This window comes from Flavobacterium sp. NLM (genome assembly GCF_002210235.1).
Classification (GTDB): domain Bacteria; phylum Bacteroidota; class Bacteroidia; order Flavobacteriales; family Flavobacteriaceae; genus Flavobacterium; species Flavobacterium panici.
In genome coordinates, this window is record NZ_LIAC01000001.1 from 137,963 (window position 1) to 155,754 (window position 17,792).

Annotated in this window: 20 protein-coding genes; 5 read left to right on the forward strand and 15 right to left on the reverse strand. The window is 33.3% G+C overall.

The genetic code is table 11. The annotated features are described in order from the left end of the window. Positions 1-31 precede the first annotated feature (31 nt). The 4 genes from APR43_RS00595 to tssD all read right to left on the reverse strand — a co-directional run bounded on the left by APR43_RS00595 (position 32) and on the right by tssD (position 5,482). Positions 32-1,561: a DUF2931 family protein gene (locus tag APR43_RS00595; RefSeq protein WP_053470414.1), complete on the reverse strand. Its 1,530-nt coding sequence runs from the start codon at positions 1,559-1,561 to the stop codon at positions 32-34. Between the two features lie 57 nt (positions 1,562-1,618). Continuing rightward, positions 1,619-2,896, reverse strand: coding sequence for a hypothetical protein (locus APR43_RS00600; protein WP_053470415.1), 1,278 nt, complete (start codon positions 2,894-2,896; stop codon positions 1,619-1,621). Positions 2,897-3,013: 117 nt separating this feature from the next. Further along, positions 3,014-4,891 (reverse strand): type VI secretion system Vgr family protein, encoded by a 1,878-nt coding sequence (locus APR43_RS00605; protein ID WP_053470416.1) that lies wholly within the window; start codon positions 4,889-4,891, stop codon positions 3,014-3,016. 195 nt (positions 4,892-5,086) lie between these two features. Further along, positions 5,087-5,482 (reverse strand): type VI secretion system tube protein TssD, encoded by a 396-nt coding sequence (gene tssD / locus APR43_RS00610; protein WP_082356355.1) that lies wholly within the window; start codon positions 5,480-5,482, stop codon positions 5,087-5,089. A 799-nt stretch (positions 5,483-6,281) separates the two neighbouring features. On the opposite strand from tssD, the gene APR43_RS00615 reads away from it, so the two are divergent. Continuing rightward, positions 6,282-6,884 (forward strand): murein L,D-transpeptidase catalytic domain-containing protein, encoded by a 603-nt coding sequence (locus tag APR43_RS00615; protein ID WP_053470418.1) that lies wholly within the window; start codon positions 6,282-6,284, stop codon positions 6,882-6,884. Positions 6,885-6,988: 104 nt separating this feature from the next. Here APR43_RS00615 and APR43_RS00620 read toward each other — a convergent pair whose 3' ends face one another. From APR43_RS00620 to APR43_RS00650, 7 genes are all read right to left on the reverse strand, one after another. After that, a complete protein-coding gene (locus APR43_RS00620; protein ID WP_053470419.1) occupies positions 6,989-7,525 on the reverse strand; it encodes a carboxymuconolactone decarboxylase family protein in 537 nt (178 codons plus the stop codon). A 37-nt stretch (positions 7,526-7,562) separates the two neighbouring features. Beyond that, the gene (locus APR43_RS00625; protein WP_053470420.1) at positions 7,563-8,144 is read right to left on the reverse strand and encodes a DUF417 family protein; all 582 of its coding nucleotides are present in this window, start codon (positions 8,142-8,144) and stop codon (positions 7,563-7,565) included. Between the two features lie 72 nt (positions 8,145-8,216). Continuing rightward, positions 8,217-9,074, reverse strand: coding sequence for a helix-turn-helix domain-containing protein (locus APR43_RS00630; RefSeq protein ID WP_053470421.1), 858 nt, complete (start codon positions 9,072-9,074; stop codon positions 8,217-8,219). A gap of 88 nt (positions 9,075-9,162) precedes the next feature. Then, positions 9,163-9,654, reverse strand: coding sequence for a peptide-methionine (S)-S-oxide reductase MsrA (gene msrA, locus APR43_RS00635; RefSeq protein WP_053470422.1), 492 nt, complete (start codon positions 9,652-9,654; stop codon positions 9,163-9,165). Between the two features lie 135 nt (positions 9,655-9,789). Then, positions 9,790-10,668 (reverse strand): helix-turn-helix domain-containing protein, encoded by an 879-nt coding sequence (locus APR43_RS00640; protein WP_053470423.1) that lies wholly within the window; start codon positions 10,666-10,668, stop codon positions 9,790-9,792. A gap of 6 nt (positions 10,669-10,674) precedes the next feature. Next, on the reverse strand, positions 10,675-11,142 hold the full coding sequence (locus APR43_RS00645; RefSeq protein WP_082356356.1) for a nucleoside deaminase: 468 nt from the start codon (positions 11,140-11,142) through the stop codon (positions 10,675-10,677). A 147-nt stretch (positions 11,143-11,289) separates the two neighbouring features. After that, complete coding sequence (locus APR43_RS00650; RefSeq protein WP_053470424.1) at positions 11,290-11,655, reverse strand: DsrE family protein; 366 nt, start codon at positions 11,653-11,655, stop codon at positions 11,290-11,292. A 224-nt stretch (positions 11,656-11,879) separates the two neighbouring features. Here APR43_RS00650 and APR43_RS00655 point away from each other — a divergent pair, with 224 nt between their 5' ends. The 3 genes from APR43_RS00655 to APR43_RS00665 all read left to right on the forward strand — a co-directional run bounded on the left by APR43_RS00655 (position 11,880) and on the right by APR43_RS00665 (position 14,560). Beyond that, entirely contained in the window at positions 11,880-12,968 is a 1,089-nt protein-coding gene (locus tag APR43_RS00655) for an NADH:flavin oxidoreductase (RefSeq protein ID WP_082356357.1), read from the forward strand. A gap of 27 nt (positions 12,969-12,995) precedes the next feature. Next, complete coding sequence (locus APR43_RS00660; protein ID WP_053470425.1) at positions 12,996-13,919, forward strand: helix-turn-helix transcriptional regulator; 924 nt, start codon at positions 12,996-12,998, stop codon at positions 13,917-13,919. A gap of 80 nt (positions 13,920-13,999) precedes the next feature. Next, complete coding sequence (locus tag APR43_RS00665) at positions 14,000-14,560, forward strand: NAD(P)H-dependent oxidoreductase (protein WP_053470426.1); 561 nt, start codon at positions 14,000-14,002, stop codon at positions 14,558-14,560. 53 nt (positions 14,561-14,613) lie between these two features. Here APR43_RS00665 and APR43_RS00670 read toward each other — a convergent pair whose 3' ends face one another. Further along, on the reverse strand, positions 14,614-14,937 hold the full coding sequence (locus tag APR43_RS00670) for a nuclear transport factor 2 family protein (RefSeq protein ID WP_053470427.1): 324 nt from the start codon (positions 14,935-14,937) through the stop codon (positions 14,614-14,616). A 38-nt stretch (positions 14,938-14,975) separates the two neighbouring features. After that, positions 14,976-15,770, reverse strand: coding sequence for an SDR family oxidoreductase (locus tag APR43_RS00675; RefSeq protein ID WP_053470428.1), 795 nt, complete (start codon positions 15,768-15,770; stop codon positions 14,976-14,978). Positions 15,771-15,893: 123 nt separating this feature from the next. Between APR43_RS00675 and APR43_RS00680 the strand changes: the two genes are divergently transcribed. Then, positions 15,894-16,271, forward strand: coding sequence for a winged helix-turn-helix transcriptional regulator (locus tag APR43_RS00680; protein ID WP_053470429.1), 378 nt, complete (start codon positions 15,894-15,896; stop codon positions 16,269-16,271). 36 nt (positions 16,272-16,307) lie between these two features. Here APR43_RS00680 and APR43_RS00685 read toward each other — a convergent pair whose 3' ends face one another. Both APR43_RS00685 and APR43_RS00690 read right to left on the reverse strand, forming a co-directional pair. Then, positions 16,308-16,778 carry a hypothetical protein gene (locus APR43_RS00685; RefSeq protein WP_053470430.1) on the reverse strand — a complete coding sequence of 157 codons (471 nt, stop codon included), beginning with the start codon at positions 16,776-16,778 and terminating at the stop codon, positions 16,308-16,310. A 2-nt stretch (positions 16,779-16,780) separates the two neighbouring features. Next, on the reverse strand, positions 16,781-17,761 hold the full coding sequence (locus APR43_RS00690; RefSeq protein WP_053470431.1) for a cytochrome P460 family protein: 981 nt from the start codon (positions 17,759-17,761) through the stop codon (positions 16,781-16,783). Between the last annotated feature and the right edge of the window lie 31 nt (positions 17,762-17,792).

Here is a 17,792-nt window from a genome sequence, read left to right on the forward strand (position 1 = left end):
TTATTCTGTTTTACATTTTTACTTTACGGCATTACTTCCAATCGTCCGCTATAAATTTTATGGGTATTTCTTTTCCATTGCCTTTAAGAGTAATGCTGAAAGAATGAGGAGTCTTGCCCGTTTTGATTTCCATTTCCAAGGGAGCACCAGGGTTGAGTTTATCAAGGTTTTTAAAGGTTTGGGCAATTTCAACTTCCTCAAATATTAGATTTGTAGCACCTATGAAACTATCCCGTTCATAGTAATTAAAAACTATCATAGAGGGAGATGAATTTTGTTGAAACGATATATTTGTATATGCTTTGTCTTTAAGAACCTCTTGCAAAGTCCTACGTCTAATGTCAATATTATCTGGTATTTTTGCACCTTCAGCAAATACAAAAACAGGACGCCAATTGTATCTGTATTCTTTTGTTAATGAACGTGATTCGTAAACCTCTGTTTTACTTTTCTTTAATGATATAGCATTAATTTCATTTTTTAGCGTTGCTCCTAAATATGTACTGCCAGGGTTTAGCTTAACTTCTAAATCGATACTTGCTTCTGGATTTTTTTTATATAATTCTTTAAAAGCTGCAAAAATTTCTTTTTCATCAAAAATAAATGAACCGCTATAACCTTGTCCATTTTTATCCCAGTAACCAAGACCCAAACTTTTAGGAATTGCTCTTTCTTGATATTCATTTTTATTAAATTCTTCGCCTAACAACGTTTCTCGTTCTCCATTAAACAAAGTAAACGATAATTCATCCTGTACTTTTCCTTCCCTTACAAATATAGATACAGGCCGCCAGCAATATTTTATGCGATAGCTATCCCAAAGTCCATAAGGGATCGGTTTGTTTTTATTTGCCTCCTGTACCTCCGGAGCTATAATTTTAGGGTTTTTTAAAGTACGTTCTCTATCGACAGGATCAAATAGCAAACGTTCATGACTATCCAACGAGGCTATTTCTTTGGGACTTATTACTATTTTATTTCCCTGATAACGCCCTATTTCTACAATTTTTTGACCTTCTTGAAGCCATACCACAACGACACCTCCTGGGGCAAAACCTATTGTAATATGATTATAAGTAATCATTACTTTTCCTCTTTTTCGATTACTGTCTTGAAAACCTTCATTGAACAATTTAACCATTTTGGGGTAGTCTAGCTCAGTATCTATTTCGTACATAATATCTTCTACATACGAGTACCAAGTACAGTTTAGCCTTTGTGGTATGGGTTTTTCGCCCTGACTCATACCAGAGGAGTTTTCACCCCAATTTCCTATACCCGTAGTAGTACCAAAACCAGATATACTTGTTATACTATTAGGTTTTTCGTTTACTCCATTTGATACTAGTGGGCCTTCAAGCCATCCTCTGTATACTTGTATTGGGTATCCTTCTGGACAGCTTAAACCTTCCTGCCATTTAAAACTTGTTTTTATATTAGTGAGGGTATCTTGCACGGTAATTTTATTGATGTGGTTATTAATTTCTTTTTTTTCCTGACAAGAACCAGCTAAGGTGCTAGCTGTAAGAAATATGAGTAAATAAAGGGCTGTTTTTTTCATGTTTTTTTAGTTTTAAGCAGGAATGTTATTTCTTTTTAGCATCAAAATAATTTTCTACTAAATCATTGTATTTGTTTTTACAGAATTTTTTATTATATATAACTTATAGGGCTCATCGGTAAATAATTGGTATTGAATTTTTGGGTTACTATAATAGTAATAAGGTACATTCTTTAAGATCTTAAATAATGAATCTCTAACAGCTTTTCCATTAATTTTTATATTCTCATTAGTTCCATTATTATTTATAAAAAAAGCTTTCTTAATTTTTAAGGTATCATTACCAATAACAATGTTAGTATATAAAAAACCATCCCAAAACTCTCCTCCAGAATCATAGCGTCCCAACTTTGTTTTTTGAAAATATTCGTACTGAATATTTTCGATATAATGTGTCCTCAATATATTTGCTTCTGCTGGATCATTTGCAAAGAAATGATTGCTTACTGTACCTTTACTTTCAATAATTTGATGAATTTTTCTATCGTCATAAAACGCATTCCATTTATTTTTCTCCCAAAATATTATTTTTCGAAATTTTTTAAGAGATGTGTTCGTAGTCTTATAACAATCAGTTGAAAATAAAAAATTTGCTTTTTTTGATATATTTTTAACAAAATCAGTTTGTTTTATTGTATCTAAACTAAAATTTTCATTGTATGTTTCAATTTTTCGTTTTAAGGTATCCCCATCTAGAGCCCAAGTTCTATAATAGTTTTCATCAACATTAATCAGATAACCTTCAAAAATAACCTCCTCACTTTCAGATGGTTTATATTTAGCTATAATATTACCGAGACTATCAAATTTGTAATATATTTTCCCTAATATTCGTTCACTATTAACTAGCATGCAATCAGAAGCCTCCACTATCAAATTATTTCTCACAGTCATATACTGTTTCAGAGGATCATCACAACCGTCAAATAAAGACCTCATTTCTTTGTTCTTAAACTGTAAAACAGTTTGATCTTTTAAATCTTGATATTCATTATATTCCTTAGGTAATGATGTGTTATTAAATAAATTTCTCAAATAAATATCAAGATCACAATTTGCTATAACAATCATAAATCCAAAAACAGCAATACCACCAAAAAGCCACGTTAGTTTTTGGATGGATCTAAAAAATATATAAAAGAAATAAAAAATAATGCTTCCGAAAAAGAGACTCCCAAAAACGAATAAAGCGACATATTCGGCATACAGATCTTTGAATGCAGCAAGTACAAATACAGCACCAGCCAGAGCAACACCTATTGCAATTAAAATTGCAATTAGTAAATGTTCTGAAAAATTTTTCCGTTTTTCATTTTCTTTTTTAATTGTATTCATTTTTGTAATTTTGCTTTTTAACGATATTGTTGTGATTGTTAATTTCAGAGTTTGAATAGAAGAGAGTAAATTCCATTTTTCTTCATTTTAACTAATATTGACATTGCACCAAATATTTTATCCTTTATTCACTTTAGCATCAATAGCTCCCAATACTTTTGAAATACCTGAACTTTTTATTAAAATATCTCCACCTATAGCTTTGTGTGTTGTTGTTGCTGTAACTTTATTTAAATCACCATTTATTTTTACGGTTTTGTCTGCTGCTACTTTTTCCTCATACATATGAGTAATAAGTTTATGGAGTTCTGTTATTTCAATCGTATTGTTTTTTCTAACGGTTAAACTATTATTGCCGTCAATAGTTGTTTTTTTGTTACCGCCTACAGCTGCAGTCATATTTTTGCCAACGGTAATATCAAGGTTATCTCCAACATTTATGGTCATGTTTTTTGGTGCATTTACAGTAATATTTCCTTCACCATCCATATAAATACTATTATCAGATGGATCTTTTATAAGAATACTTTTTTGAGTATCATCAAAAGTTATGGTACTGCCGCAGCGTGTAAAAAAGCTTTTAATATGATTGTCAAGTTTTCCGCCTTCTGCTGTTTTTCCGTTAAAAATGCTTCCCAGAACATAAGGTCTGTTAGGATCATTGTATCTAAAACCAATCATAACATGATCTCCAACCTCGGGAATGGTAACCCAGCCGCGGTTTTTTTCTACAACATCGCTTGTGCCTGCATTAGGCGTTAATACATAAAGCCATGGAGTTCGTGATTGTTCCTTTTTTTGCCAAAGCAGCTGTACACGAATTCTTCCATTTCCATTTGGATCATCGTTAGCCAGAACTACTGCTCTTTGTTCTTGTGCCACAGGCATGGTTACGTCAGGTTCAGGAAGTTTTTTTATTTTAGCAGGAAGTGCTTTAAAACTGTTTTCATATTCACCAATATCTGTGGCTTTATGATGGATTTCAGTAATAATATAAGTACCTATTTCATTAAAATCATAATGTGTTTTTGTTACATCTAATTCTTTTTTAATAACATCGGATTTATCCAGTATTTGTTGAGATCTGATATTTATAACAGAACCAATACCAAGTTTTGGGTTTCTGCTTGTAGCCGTAATATAATTTCCATCGGCAGCTGTACTTTGTTGCTTCCTTTTTAAAATAGATTCAAAATAGATATCGTCGCCAATACTAAATTCACCATATTGATAAGAAGGGGTTTCATATAGCTTTCGTGAAGCTTCAAATGCATCTTTTCCTAATTTTGGCAAGCCTCTTGCAATAGTATCATCTGTATGGGCCTGATAAAGCTGGTCATTGTTTTCGTTATAGGTATAGCCGCTATATTGATTTGGTTTTGCTTGTACAGCTATATTTAAATTGTATAGGTCTTTATTGTAGATTAATTGTATAGAAGTTTTTTCTGTTTTAGGTTTTCCAAAAAAAAGTTTTTCGCCATCATAAAACAGCCATTCATTATATTGCTTTGCCAATCGCTGGATGTATCTAAAATCTGATTCTAAATACTGTGTTTGATATTCTACTTTTGAAGTAAATTCAGGGTTGATTTCATGTTGTAATTCTTCGCCGGCAGCGATTTGTATTACATCATGTACCATGTCTTTTAAATTGAAATTTTCCCAGGAATGCAGCTTTTCACCAGATTCTAACAAAATAGTTTTAGAGTATCCTGAAATAACAATCTGACTGCCTGTATGTCCTAACTCTTGCTTATAGGATATGTTTGTTATAATTCCTAAAAAACTATTTGATGGACTTAGTTTAATGTGCAATACTTTGGTAAGCCATTCTTGTGCATTTTCCATAGTATATGATCTGTGACGTTCTATAACAGAATGAGGAATACTGATTGAAAATTCATGGTGTGTATTGATAGTTTGTTTTAAATCGATTTTGGTAAAATGAGAAATTTCTTTGCCGTCTATACCAAAGATTATTTTAGGAATGACCATAACGCAGTTCTTTTTAAGTTTGATTGATTAAATTTTAACTTAAAAGAGATTATATAAAGTACTTTATACCGAATTCGATTTAAGCTAAAAAAATATCATGTTTGAAAATAGGAGTGATGTATTCAACCTTTTAGAGAAAAGATTGAATAAAAAAACAGGAAGCGATACGGGTACCGCTCCTTGTTAAAAGAAAAATTAGATTTTGGCCCAATTGTTGTCTAAAGTTGCATTTCCTAATGAGATTTTTTCTGCAGAGAATGTAATTTCTGTAGTCATAGGAGTTTCTGCTAATGCATCTAATACTTCGCTAAAGAATACGATATAGGCGTTCTCAAATGAAAGTTCTTTCATTACCTGCTCAGAATCTGCTTTAAAGAATTTTACTTTTCCGCTTACTGGTTTGTGCTGGCTGTTTACCGCCTGCTCGATTACTGTAGTATTATCTGTAGATTTTACTCTAAGGTTTAATCTGCCTCCTTTAATTTCTGAAGAAACTGCCCCTTTACCGTCAGTATGTCTTAACATATCAACTTTTGAAAATAATACTTGGTAATCGTTTCCTTCAAATTCTAAAATTGCTTTGAATGCCATGATAAAAAAATTTAATTGTTAAAAAATATTTTGATTAGGATCCTTTGTATGTTGTGACTAGTATAAACAAAAAAAGGCATCCTAAACAGATCTTTAAACACACCTTGTTGTATAGAAAAAGGTATATTTTAGTATCTATTTTGTACGAAAATACAAATAAAAAATAGAACTTAAACGTTTGAGTTGTAATATTTTTCATAAAAAAAAATATATTTTTTTATGTATATGAGAAATTTAAGATAGTGATGAGTTGGCAAGCAAGTATTAACTGCTGGTCCTGCTACGGTTTTAGACGGAAAAATCCCTTCTCGTTTCTTCTATCCCGGAACAGAACAATCGTTGAATGGTGCTAGTTACCAAGCGGCAATTGCGGTACAAGGAAAAGACTTATTGACTACGAAACTTTGGTTTGACGTAAAATAAGCGGAATGAATTACGGAAAATGATTCTTTAAAATAAATTTTCCAATAAAAATTTAAAAAAATTAAAACGGTTGTAAAGAAAAACTTTACAACCGTTTTTTATTTTTTAGTAATATAAAAAAGCAGTTAAAACCAGTAAAAACGGGAGGTTTGGAAAAAAATAAGCTTGCTAAAACATTACTTTTAGGAATTATTTTTCTAAAATATTTTATGATAAGTATCATTATTTCAGATATTTATAATATATTTAACATTAGAAACATGGGAATTATATAAAATTTGTACATAATTTTGCAAGGTCAAAGATCAAAAGGAAGAATAAAATTTTTGGCAACTCAAATCCCAAATTTGCTGTTAAACTAACTTTATTGCTATTTATGAGAATATTTTTTGTAGCACTTCTTCTTTCATTAAGTTCCTTTACTACCTACAACGTAACGGATAAGAAAGACATTTTAAGTGAGGTTGAATTAGTAAGGCTAAATGACCATGTAAAGGAAGTTAAATCTTTTACAGCTTCGAACTATGGCTACAGCAGGAAAATAGCTTTCCTGGTAGACATGAAAATCAAATCCGGAAAAAACAGATTCTTTGTTTATGATCTTGAAAATGAAAGAATCATTGATCAGGGACTTGTTGCACACGGTTCTGGTTCAGAAACCGGAATTAAAGGCGATATACTGCAATTTAGTAATATGCCAAATTCTAACTGTACTTCACTTGGACGCTATTCTGTAGAGAAGTCTTATAAAGGAGTTTTTGGAAAAGCCTTTAGACTTGCGGGTTTAGATGACACTAACAGTAACGCTTTAAAAAGAGCTATTGTACTGCACTGCTATAAAGAAGTTCCAGATGAAGAAAAAGAATATTACATTATAAACAGCCACGGCTGCCCAATGGTAAGCGAAGTTTTCTTTAAAAGACTTGAAAAAATAATAGACAGTTCTGATTCTAAAATCATGCTTTCTGTTTACTATTAATCAAAGAATTCAAAATAATTTAGCTGCATAGCTGTAGTGCGTTAATAAACGATAAACACAAAAAGAGCTTTTTAAAAGCTCTTTTTGTTTCTATATCTCACTAATTAAAGCGCAGGAGCCGCAGGAAAATCAATTGGGATTTCTGTTAATGTATAAACATAATTCGTAAATGTACGTACAGTTATTATACCAATAAGATCAATCAAAGCAGCTTCGGTATAACCTGCATCAAAAAAAGCATCTTTTAAAGAAGGATCGGCAGCACCTTTATTTTCTGCAATTGATTTTGCAAGGTTTAATGCAGTTTGAAATTTGCTGTTTGTAGAAATACCTTTTCTTAATTCTATAATTTCTTCACTGCTAATTCCTTTAAGTCCGGCAAGCATAGTATGAGCAGCAAGACAGTAATCACAATTATTAATTTGAGAAACAAGAAGATTTATGCCTTCACGTTCTTTTGCCGTAAAAGTGGTATGAGCAAAAGCTTCATCAAATTCTAATATTCCTTTAAGTGCATTTGCAGAATAACCTATCGTAGCATAAAGGTTAGGTACTTTACCCATTTTTCCTTTAATAGCATCAAATATTTGTTGAGATTGTTCGCTTACCTGATCTTTTGATGGTACATTAATTGTTTTCATGATGTAATATTTTTAATATTTATATTTAAAATTTTAATTAAAGTTTTGGATGATTATTGTTGGCATTCTTTAAATAGATTTGTGCTGTTTGGCTTAAGGTTATTAAAGCCCCGCCCAGAATTACTATATCTTTTAGAACAAGTCTGCCGCGACCGGATAAAAAAGGAAAGCCATAATCAGAATCGCCAAGATTGGGAACCCAGCTTTCGGGCGTTGTTATCAAAAAAGAAAGTGTTCCTAAAGTCATAATAATGATCAGAATACTTCCTGCCATACTCCATAAAGGCACAACTTTATATAATGCTAAAAGAATACCAAGAGCAATTAAAAAAGCACCTAAACCTTCTGAAAATCCATAAGTGTTATTTTGAACGTGCCATTCGTAATTGGCAGTGATTAATTCACCTTCTTTATTTTGATGAGTTTTATACTCACTTGGAGTATTATAAAAGAAGCTCATAAACGGACTATCGGCTACAAAAGGCACAATACCGTCTGCTTCATATGTGAAGAATTTTAGCGTCCCTATCCAGATAAAAACTACTACGATACCAAAACGGGTTATAGTTTTGGCTAAATTTTCTAATTGTGCAAACTGTTGAATGATTGAATGTTTCATGATGTAATTTGTTTTTTTGTTAAGACAAAGTTACATCTGGCATGGAAGCCGAAACATGGATAAAAAAGGATATTACCTGTACAAATCTGCTACGATAGAAATGCCTGTTTTATCCCTGAAAGATTGTGGAGATTCATTAGTAAATTTTTTAAAGACACGGCTAAAATAGAATTCATCTTTAAAATTGAGTGCAAAAGCAATTTCTTTAATACTCTTTCGGGTTAAGTGCAATTGTTTTTTTGCTTCCAGCATTATTCTTTCGGTAATAAGCTGCGAAGGTGTTTTTTTGAAGTATTTAGAACAGCGTTTCGTAAAGTTATTGTTTGACATTCTCAAAAGATCTGCATAATCAGATGGTTTGTGAAGTGTCAGGAAATTAGTGTCCAATAAATTTTTGAAACGTTCCATTTCATCATCCCGAATTTGAGAATCCGTATTTTTCTCCAGTTCACGTGTTTTTATCTGACTGGATTTTGCTAAAAAAAGCTGCAGTAATGATTTCAAAACAATATCAGAAGGAGCGGGGTTAGCGAGTTCCTCCGTAATTTGATCTTTGAGATTTTCAAATACAGCCTGATCAATAAGTTCCAATTTAAGCGATGGTTCGATATATACATTATTAAAAAGCAAACCGTTGCAGGCTACTTCTTCACGGTGATATTCAATGCAGTAAAAATCACCGTGAAATTGTAATATATCATATTCAATTGTATTAATCTCTTTAATGTAAATCAATTGCAGCGGAGTGGCAAAAAGCATCATCGGCCCTTTAAACGGAAATGTTCCAAAATCAGAATAAAAGATTCCTTCGCCTTCTTTTATGATAATGATAGTATATTCATTGAATTGTACAGGCGTGCTTAAAATGTTTTGCTGTACTTTTTGAAGACTTATTAAATTGGTGCCTGACTGCGATTTTAATTGTGTCATAAAAATGTCTATTGTTTTTTCTGAAAACAGTTAAAACAAAACGATATGTTACAGATTAGATTTCTTTTTAGATCAATACTAAAGTTCGTTATAAAAAAGTACCAAACCTTTCAAAATGACAAGTGTACCCATTAGGATTTTTTACCAAATAATCCTGATGATATTCTTCTGCAGGCCAGAATTTTGTGAAAGGTTCAAGCGTAGTAACGACTTTTCCCTGCCATCTTCCAGAATCCTCAACTACTTTAATAATGTCTTTAGCCGTTTCTTCTTCCTCTTTGTCCTGAATAAATATAGCAGATCTGTAACTTTCTCCAATATCATTACCCTGACGATTCATAGTTCTGGGATCATGCACTCTGTAAAAATAATCTAAAAGTTCACTGTATGATGTTTCCGCTGGATCGTATACAATTTCCAGACCTTCTGCATGTCCGGGATGATTAGCGTATGTTGGATTTTCATTACTTCCTCCTAAATAGCCAACCTGAGTATCTTTAACGCCGGGACGTACTCGGAATAAATCTTCCATTCCCCAAAAACATCCTCCAGCGATGTAGGCTTTTTTTAAATTTTCCATATTTTATATATCAAATAATGTGTTATTAGTCTGTGCGGTTATTTCTCTTTAAAAATGAAGCTAAAGATAAACCACTAATTCCAGATAAAGTTACTAAATATGATACTAAAATTGAAATCCAAAAGATAAATTCAATCAGGAAGCTCCTCGGTTAAAACCTATCGTATCTCTGTAAATTTGAGGAGAGATATCGGTTTTACCTTTAAAAACCCTGCTGAAATAATATTCATCATCGTAACCCAGTTCGTAGGCAATTTCTTTAACGGTTTTGTTTGTGAGATATAATTCCCTTTTTGCTTCAACGATAATTCGTTCCGTAATCAAATCGGAGAGCGTCATGTTAAAATGATTTTTTGCAGTTCTTGCCAAAACAGTTGGGGTTACATGCAGCATATCAGCGTAATCGCTTGCAGAATGTTTGGTTCTAAAATTATCTTCAATCGCATTTCTTAAGTTCTGAATAATAAGCGTTTGTTTTTCATTGCCATTTACATTCTCAATAGATTGCTGTTCGAGTTTTATTCTCGTTGCCAGCACTAAAAATATTTTCAAATAAGAAACCAAAACCTCGTCTTTTCTCAAAGCATCAACTTTCAATTCATTGACAATTTCTCTCACGATATTCATCAATGTCTGTTTATTATTTTGATCCAGAAGAATAAAAGGCTGCTGATAAATATTGTTGAATAAGATTCCGTTTGCGGCAATCTCTTTATGATGCCTGTAAATACAGAAAAAATCATGATGAAACTGAATGGAAATACCAGTTAGTGTTCCTTCAGAAGCCAGCATAAAAGGCTGATAAGGATAAAAAGCAAACAAAGTATTTTCCTGAAACGCATATTCACAAAGATCAACTTTCGCTAATCCTTCTCCAGAAGTAATAATAATAACTGTAAAATAATTATTTCGCTGAATATGATCAAAATAACTGCTGTTATCAAACTCAAATACCTTGAATGATAAATTTCCATTTTGCTGGTTAACAAGCGTATATACAGATTGTGAAAGCATGGTATTTTATTTTTTGCTTAATAAATCTAAAAATTGAGCATTAAGGGCATTACATTCTTCAACACAAACATCTCCTATAATTTTAGGTTTATTTCCCCATTTTGGAATATCCTCAGTAGAAAGTATACTAAATTGAGAAGTTAATCCACCAATATAAGGAACTGCCGTACCGTATACAATTTCAGCAATTTTATGATGGCGAATCATATACGAACACATAATGCAAGGTTCGTGCGTCGTGTACATTGATGTTAGTTGTAGTTTATCTAAATAACCATTTTTTATAGCAGATCTGATTGCCATTATTTCTGCATGATTGGTAATATCTCCAGTCGATTTTCCAGATTCAATTCCGCTACCAATTATTTCTCCATCTAATACAATAACAGCACCAACCGGCGGATTTCCTTCTGCTAAAGCAGTTTTAGCAAGATCTAAACATTGATGCATATAATATTGAAAATCCTCTTGCATAATTTTATAACTTAAATTTTTGATTTTATAGATGTATTTCCAGCAATGCTAAATTACTTAAAAGCAAGCATTGTTTGATAACATTTTGTATTTGTAAAAAATTAAAACTGCCCTCTATCAAAATATGAGGGCAGTTTATAAGGTATTTTAGAAAATCAAAAGATCGTAACCTTCGTTTCTAAGATTAAGGAAACTTGGCAGACCAGGAGTTCCAGGAACTTCATTGTCATTTAATAGATCATAACCAGATATTTCGGTACCGAATACAGCCACACAACCTTTAGAAAGGCCATGAACATGATCTTTTACTTCTTTATAAAGTCCATAAACAGGATGATCTTCTTTTTCAAGTTGTTCAGGCCATCTTATACCTGCACCCTGAAAAATAATTTTTACATCTTCATTTGCATGTTTGAATTCATATGCTGATGCTAAAGCATTGAATACACGTCCTAGAGCTTCTTCTGAACCAGCTTTGGGATCAGATAGAATAATAATTGCTGTTTTTTTCATTTTGAATAAATTTTATTAACAAGGCAAAGATCTGACGACAATGCCTGCTAAAGAATGGAGAAAATTTACTTTATAATGGAGAATTTTTCTCCTGTAAATTCTCTTAAAGTCTAGGTTTAAAACGTCCATTATAAAGTAAAAATCATCCATTTTTCTCCATTGATTATCTCGGCAACTTTGCATCGATAATAACTCACATAGTAGAACTTTAAAAAATAAACAATATGTCTGTTTCTGATTTATTTAAACCTCTTACGTTGCTGCATGGCCCGGCAATGAGAAACCGTTTCATGCTTGCACCATTAACAAGTCAGCAAAGTGAATTTGATGGCACAGCATCTGAATTCGATCAATATTGGATGGAACAATTGGCTCAAAGTGGCTATGGACTTATTCAAACTAGTGCTTCTACAGTAGAAGCAGGAGGAATCGCTTTTGAACGCCAATTAGGTATTCACAGCGATCACCATTTACCTGGATTGACAAAAATGGCATCGGCTATTCGAGATGGCGGTGCGTTGTCGGCAGTACAATTACATCATGCAGGACATCGTGCTAAGCCTTCAATTGGAGGAATCCCTGCTCCGGCTTCAGGAAAAACAGTAGAAGGAATTAAAGCAATTACAACCGAAGAAGTCGAAAGAATTCGTGACAGTTTCATTGCTGCAGCAAAAAGAGCGCAATTGGCAGGATTTGACGGAATCTCCGTTCACGGAGCTTTTGGCTGGATTCTTTCAGAGTTCATGTCTCCAAATTTGAACGACAGAACAGATAAATACGGAGGAAGTTTAGAAAATCGTGCACGCTTTACGATTGAAGTTATTGAAGGAATTCGTAAAGCCTGCGGTCCAGATTTCCAAATTGGATGGCGATTGTCGATTGAACGTTACGGATTGCTTTTGGAAGAATTAAGAGAAGTTACCGCCGATATTTTTGATCGTGAATTAATCGATTATTTAGATTTAGCATTGTGGGATTCGGCACAAATAGTTCGAGAGGGAACTTTTCAAGGAAAAACCATGCTAAGTGTTTTTACAGAACTTCCGCGAAAAGGAGTTCGTTTAGGCGCAGCAGGAAAAATTATGAGTGCGCAGCGTGCAGGAGAACTTCTGGATGAAGGCTGTGACTTTGTATTGATTGCACGTGCTGCAATTTTGCAGCGAGATTTTCCGCTTCAGGTAAAAGCAAATCCAATGTATGATAGTCCGCAGCTGCCTGTAATGGCTGATTACCTTCGTCAAGGCGGATTGAGCGAACGGTTTATTGAAACGATGCGTGGATGGCAGACTTTTGTAAAGGCGGGTTCGTTGTAAAAGATTAATAACTAATGATATGCTATCATGAATCATCTTAACTGCAATACAATTATAAAAGAAAGCCCAGATGTTTTATCTTGGAATGAAGACATTTATCTATTTCATTACAAACAAAAAGAAGAAATAAAAAGAGCCAATATGTGTGTACATATGAATTTGGTTAGTATTGTGGTGGAAGGAACAAAAGAAATTCTCGATCACGGTAGTAAAATTATTGTTCCGGCAGGTTCTGGTATTTTTATGAAAAAAGGCTCTTATTTAGTAACTGATAAAGTTGATCATCCAGATAAAGGCTATGAATCTATTATCATTTTCTTTTCAGATTTCTGGTTACGTTCTCAGGCTCAGAGTATATTGGCATGCTCAGGTATTGCACAATCCGATAATTCAAATGAAATTCGGCGCGATATGTCTTTGCTTCCCGAGGATGATTTAATGTCTATACTGACACGGCAGCTTATTTCTTTTTTTGCAGTTAAAACAGATCTTCAACGTTTAAAATCATTCTTGCCTGCAAAGATTCGGGAATTACTCCAAATTTTAATTTCCGGGCCGGGAGGTCATCATTTTGAAGCACAATTGCGAAGTCTAGATACACACTTAAATCCCGATTTGGTGCAGTTAATGCAAAGCCATTACAAGGAAAATATTTCTATGGAACAATATGCGTTTCTGGCTAATTGCAGTTTGTCAACCTTTAAACGCAAATTCAGTCAGACTTTTAAAATGAATCCCGGAAAATGGATTATGGAAAGAAGACTGGAAGAAGCCTATAATTTACTGCGATCTGAAATGAACATTACAGAAATTGCATATGAAGTTGGTTTTGAAACTCCTGCACATTTTATAGCTTCCTTCAAACAAAAATATAGAAATACTCCAAAAGCTTCAGCAAAAACTTTAATTTTTTTGATTCTAAACTTTACAGGATATTTTTTGAACTTCTGATGAAATAGGCAACTGTAATATCCAGCTAATTTTGGCTTAGAAAAACAAAATATTTATTAATTGCATAATTTCAATTTAAAATGAAAAAGACATTGATTATCGTTACACACCCTGATATAAATAACTCAGTGATAAACAAAAAATGGGTTAACGAATTAGAAAAATTTCCTGAGAAGTTTCATATTCACCAATTGCATCAAGTTTATCCTGATCAGCAATTTGATATAGTGGCAGAGCAAAAGCTCGTTGAAGAACATGATCATATCATTTTTCAGTTCCCATATTATTGGTATTATGGTCCTGCATTATTAAAAAAATGGTTAGACGAAGTTCTTACACACGGTTGGGCATATGGCAGTTCAAGCGGCTTTAAATTTAGAGGAAAGAAAGTGGCATTGGCTATTTCGTTAGGATTAAAAGAAGAACATTTACAACGCGGAACGCCCTTAAAGTTTAATATTAAGGATTTAACCACTCCCTATGAAGCACTATTTGATTGGATAAAAGCCGATTACCAACCACTTTTTGCTTACTACGGAATGACTTTTGAACCTTCAGAAGAATGGATAGAAAGGAGTATTCCCTTGTATCTTGATTTTCTGGATCGCTTTAATTCTGAGAATAATGACAGAAATGTATAATTAGTTTTAATTAAACAAGGGAGTGACTAAAAATATGGCACTCCCTTTTTTTATTATCCGGTCACTTTTAGATGCTGAATTTGTCCATCAACAATTTCAAAATGAAATTGTAATACAATTGGACTTCCTTCAAATGTACCTGAACACTCAGCAGATAAAACACTTGCATTTCCGTTTTCGGTATATTCAAGAGGTTTCATTACTGATTTGTATTTTTTGTTTGATTCTTCTATCCAGCTTTTTATTTGAGTTTTACCTGTATGGTTTTTGCCCTCATCAAATGCAATTGCAGTTTCTGAAAAGCAATTGGCATAAGCCGTGCTGTCAAAATTGTTCTGGGCGTTTACTAAGTCTTTTATTACTTCTGGTAAGTTCATAATGTATCTTTTTTATTGTTCATAATTCTTTTGAAAAATTAAATTGTTGGGACTGTTCCTCCATCGATAACAAATTCAGTTCCTGTTAAATAATTGGCTCTTGGTGAAACAAGAAAACCAACTAATTCAGCTACTTCTTCCGGTTCGGCAGGTCTGCCGTAAGGTATTCCTCCAAGTGCATCCATAACACCTTGTTGAGCTTGTTCTACAGTAATATTTGAGTTTCTTGCAATCTCACCCAGCCAGGCTGTCGATGCGGATGTATTTATCCATCCCGGTGAAACAGTCAGTACGCGGACACCTTTTGGGGTAACTTCATTTGATAAACTTTTACTGTAATTTATCAATCCGGCTTTTGTAGCGGCATAAGGTAAAGTAGAATCATAAAGGGGCAGTTTGCCTTGAATAGAAGCGATATGAATAATAACACCACTTTTTTGATCTATCATCTGCGGTAAAAATCCTCTGTCTAATCTCACGGGAGCCAGCAAATTTGCCTGCAAGGTTGATTCCCAATCTTCATCAGTTAATGCGCTGTAACCTCCAGCGGGTGTTGAAGAAGATCCAAGGTTGTTCACAAGAATATCCAGTCTCCCGTAAGCGGATAGCACTGCGTTAATTACTTTTTGTGTTCCTTCTGCCTTACTTAAATCCGAAGCAATGAAATGCAGCTTGCTGTTTTCTTTTTCGGGTGCATTTCTTGCACTTATGATAACTGTTGCACCGGCTTGAAGTAGTCTTTCTGCAATGGCTTTTCCAGCTCCTTTTGTTCCTCCTGTTACCAAGGCAATTTTGCCTGATAGTTCGTTCTGATAATCGAATTGTTGTTTCATAGTGATTTCTTTTGTACAAATTTCAGAAGTATGTAACTTTCTCACAAGTACGGAATTACGATTCAGATAGGGATAAATTTTTCCCCTATTGTACAAATCAGAACATAGGTTTACTTTTGTAATATGTATGAAAGAAAAACAATCCCGAATTTAAACTGCGGACTCGACCTGATTGGTGAAGTGCTTTATGGCAAATGGAAGATACGTTTGCTTTGGTTTATTAATGAAGGCCATAAAAGACCAAGCGAATTACAGCGTAAAATACCTGATGCTTCGCGCAGGGTTTTGAATATTCAGTTAAACGAATTGGAAGAACATGAACTTGTTGTCAGGAAAATATATCCCGTAGTACCGCCAAAAGTAGAATACAGCCTCACTGAATTTGGAAAAACCCTGATTCCTGTAATAGGCGCTTTAGGAGGCTGGGGAGATGAAAATCAGGAACGGTTAAGGAAGTTAATTATTAAAAAATTCTCTAATTTAACCGATCCCGAAGAATAATAAGATTTTTTCTAAAAATATAAACGGACTTTATTTTTAAGGCGTTTCTGCCAAACGTTTAGATAGTATTAAAGCTATTCTTTTGTTTTCATCATTAGAAGCAACTTTTTTTAGCGGATGTCCGGCATACAATTCATATTTAGGAACAGCATTTCCGGTAAATTGTACTTTTTCAACACTAATAATCTGATCGGGGATATTAGCGCCATACCATAATGAATCTGCTTTTTGTTTCCAGTTAACTTCATATAAAACAGCTCCATTAGGATAAGAACTGTCTGCTTTTGATTTTGCGTGCTGAAAAGCAATTTTATTTCCATATAAAGTAGACATAGCAGCTTTATTTGGATTAATGGAAAATGTAATAGGAGATAATAACAAAGGATTTTCCGGCAGTGCATCTAATGCTGATACTGAAGCTTTTTCATTAAGATTATCTTTACTATTTCCGTTACATCCGGAAAGTATAATGATAAGCGCGATTATGATAGAATGAAGTGGTTTCATAATTATTTGGTTTTATTGTAAATATTAAATTTATTGATATCAAGATGCAGCGGAGTCGTAAAAACGTAATCATTGTTTTTGACTGGATTATGACATGAAATACATTCCTGATCAAAGTTGGCAGTATCGCCGTACGGTTTTAAATCATTTCCTTTCCATCTTGCCCATCCCCAACCTTTTGTCGCTTCATATTTTTTTGCATCTTTTATCATAAATTCAACCTGAATAAATGCTCCGGCAGATATAGTTCCATCGGCTTCTGTTTTTTGTTTCCAGGCCGTTTTGGCAAAAATAGCGCCATCGGGCCACGGATTAGTTTGATGTTCTGCTATAGCTTTTACGGCAATTTCATTTCCATAAATAATACGCATACTGCCGTTGTCAAAACGATCTGATGTACTAACCGCTTTCCAGTTTCTAAAATCGGGTATGTATGAAATATTATTTTGTGTCGGTTTAACTTTAGAGTAATCTGTTATTTTTTTATTCGGAAGTATTTTTTCAACATCTTTTGGAGCAGCAACAGGCGGTATTTCCTGATTTGGTTTTCGGACTGCTATTGTTGCTAAATAATTTTTTAAAACAGCAATAGAACGATCATCTAATTTGGCAGAAGGATGAAGGGCAGTATAACTTTTAAGCGGCATTTCGCCCGATAGTATTTTATTGAAAGCATAAAAAAGTGTAGCATTTTGTTTTGGCTTTTCTAATTTATCCCAATCAGAAAAATTCAGCGCTTTTCGGCCATCCGTAATATGAGAAGCGACTATGAAATTTGCAGGCGTTATTTTGTCAAACCAGGCCAGATTTACAGTATTAGAATGACAGTCAAAACAAGAGTTTCTTAAAATAGTATTTACTTCTGCAGGAACGTTTCTTAAGTCCTTTGTTGGTGTACTATATTCAATTTCTTCAGGTTTCCAAAATTGTAAAGCAATAAATGCAACCAGTAAAATTGTGAAGATTTTAAGTCCTTTTTTCATTTGTTTTATTTTTTAGATGAAATAAATAATC

Coding starts and splice junctions, on each gene's coding strand:
- APR43_RS00625 (WP_053470420.1), bottom strand. CDS start 8,144: ATGAAACATTCAATCATTCAACAGTTTGCACAATTAGAAAATTTAGCC.
- APR43_RS00645 (WP_082356356.1), bottom strand. CDS start 11,142: ATGCAAGAGGATTTTCAATATTATATGCATCAATGTTTAGATCTTGCT.
- tssD (WP_082356355.1), bottom strand. CDS start 5,482: ATGGCATTCAAAGCAATTTTAGAATTTGAAGGAAACGATTACCAAGTA.
- APR43_RS00595 (WP_053470414.1), bottom strand. CDS start 1,561: ATGAAAAAAACAGCCCTTTATTTACTCATATTTCTTACAGCTAGCACC.
- APR43_RS00675 (WP_053470428.1), bottom strand. CDS start 15,770: ATGAAACAACAATTCGATTATCAGAACGAACTATCAGGCAAAATTGCC.
- APR43_RS00620 (WP_053470419.1), bottom strand. CDS start 7,525: ATGAAAACAATTAATGTACCATCAAAAGATCAGGTAAGCGAACAATCT.
- APR43_RS00605 (WP_053470416.1), bottom strand. CDS start 4,891: ATGGTCATTCCTAAAATAATCTTTGGTATAGACGGCAAAGAAATTTCT.
- APR43_RS00655 (WP_082356357.1), top strand. CDS start 11,880: ATGTCTGTTTCTGATTTATTTAAACCTCTTACGTTGCTGCATGGCCCG.
- APR43_RS00600 (WP_053470415.1), bottom strand. CDS start 2,896: ATGAATACAATTAAAAAAGAAAATGAAAAACGGAAAAATTTTTCAGAA.
- APR43_RS00670 (WP_053470427.1), bottom strand. CDS start 14,937: ATGAACTTACCAGAAGTAATAAAAGACTTAGTAAACGCCCAGAACAAT.
- APR43_RS00650 (WP_053470424.1), bottom strand. CDS start 11,655: ATGAAAAAAACAGCAATTATTATTCTATCTGATCCCAAAGCTGGTTCA.
- APR43_RS00660 (WP_053470425.1), top strand. CDS start 12,996: ATGAATCATCTTAACTGCAATACAATTATAAAAGAAAGCCCAGATGTT.
- APR43_RS00615 (WP_053470418.1), top strand. CDS start 6,282: ATGAGAATATTTTTTGTAGCACTTCTTCTTTCATTAAGTTCCTTTACT.
- APR43_RS00640 (WP_053470423.1), bottom strand. CDS start 10,668: ATGCTTTCACAATCTGTATATACGCTTGTTAACCAGCAAAATGGAAAT.
- APR43_RS00665 (WP_053470426.1), top strand. CDS start 14,000: ATGAAAAAGACATTGATTATCGTTACACACCCTGATATAAATAACTCA.
- APR43_RS00690 (WP_053470431.1), bottom strand. CDS start 17,761: ATGAAAAAAGGACTTAAAATCTTCACAATTTTACTGGTTGCATTTATT.
- APR43_RS00680 (WP_053470429.1), top strand. CDS start 15,894: ATGTATGAAAGAAAAACAATCCCGAATTTAAACTGCGGACTCGACCTG.
- msrA (WP_053470422.1), bottom strand. CDS start 9,654: ATGGAAAATTTAAAAAAAGCCTACATCGCTGGAGGATGTTTTTGGGGA.
- APR43_RS00685 (WP_053470430.1), bottom strand. CDS start 16,778: ATGAAACCACTTCATTCTATCATAATCGCGCTTATCATTATACTTTCC.
- APR43_RS00630 (WP_053470421.1), bottom strand. CDS start 9,074: ATGACACAATTAAAATCGCAGTCAGGCACCAATTTAATAAGTCTTCAA.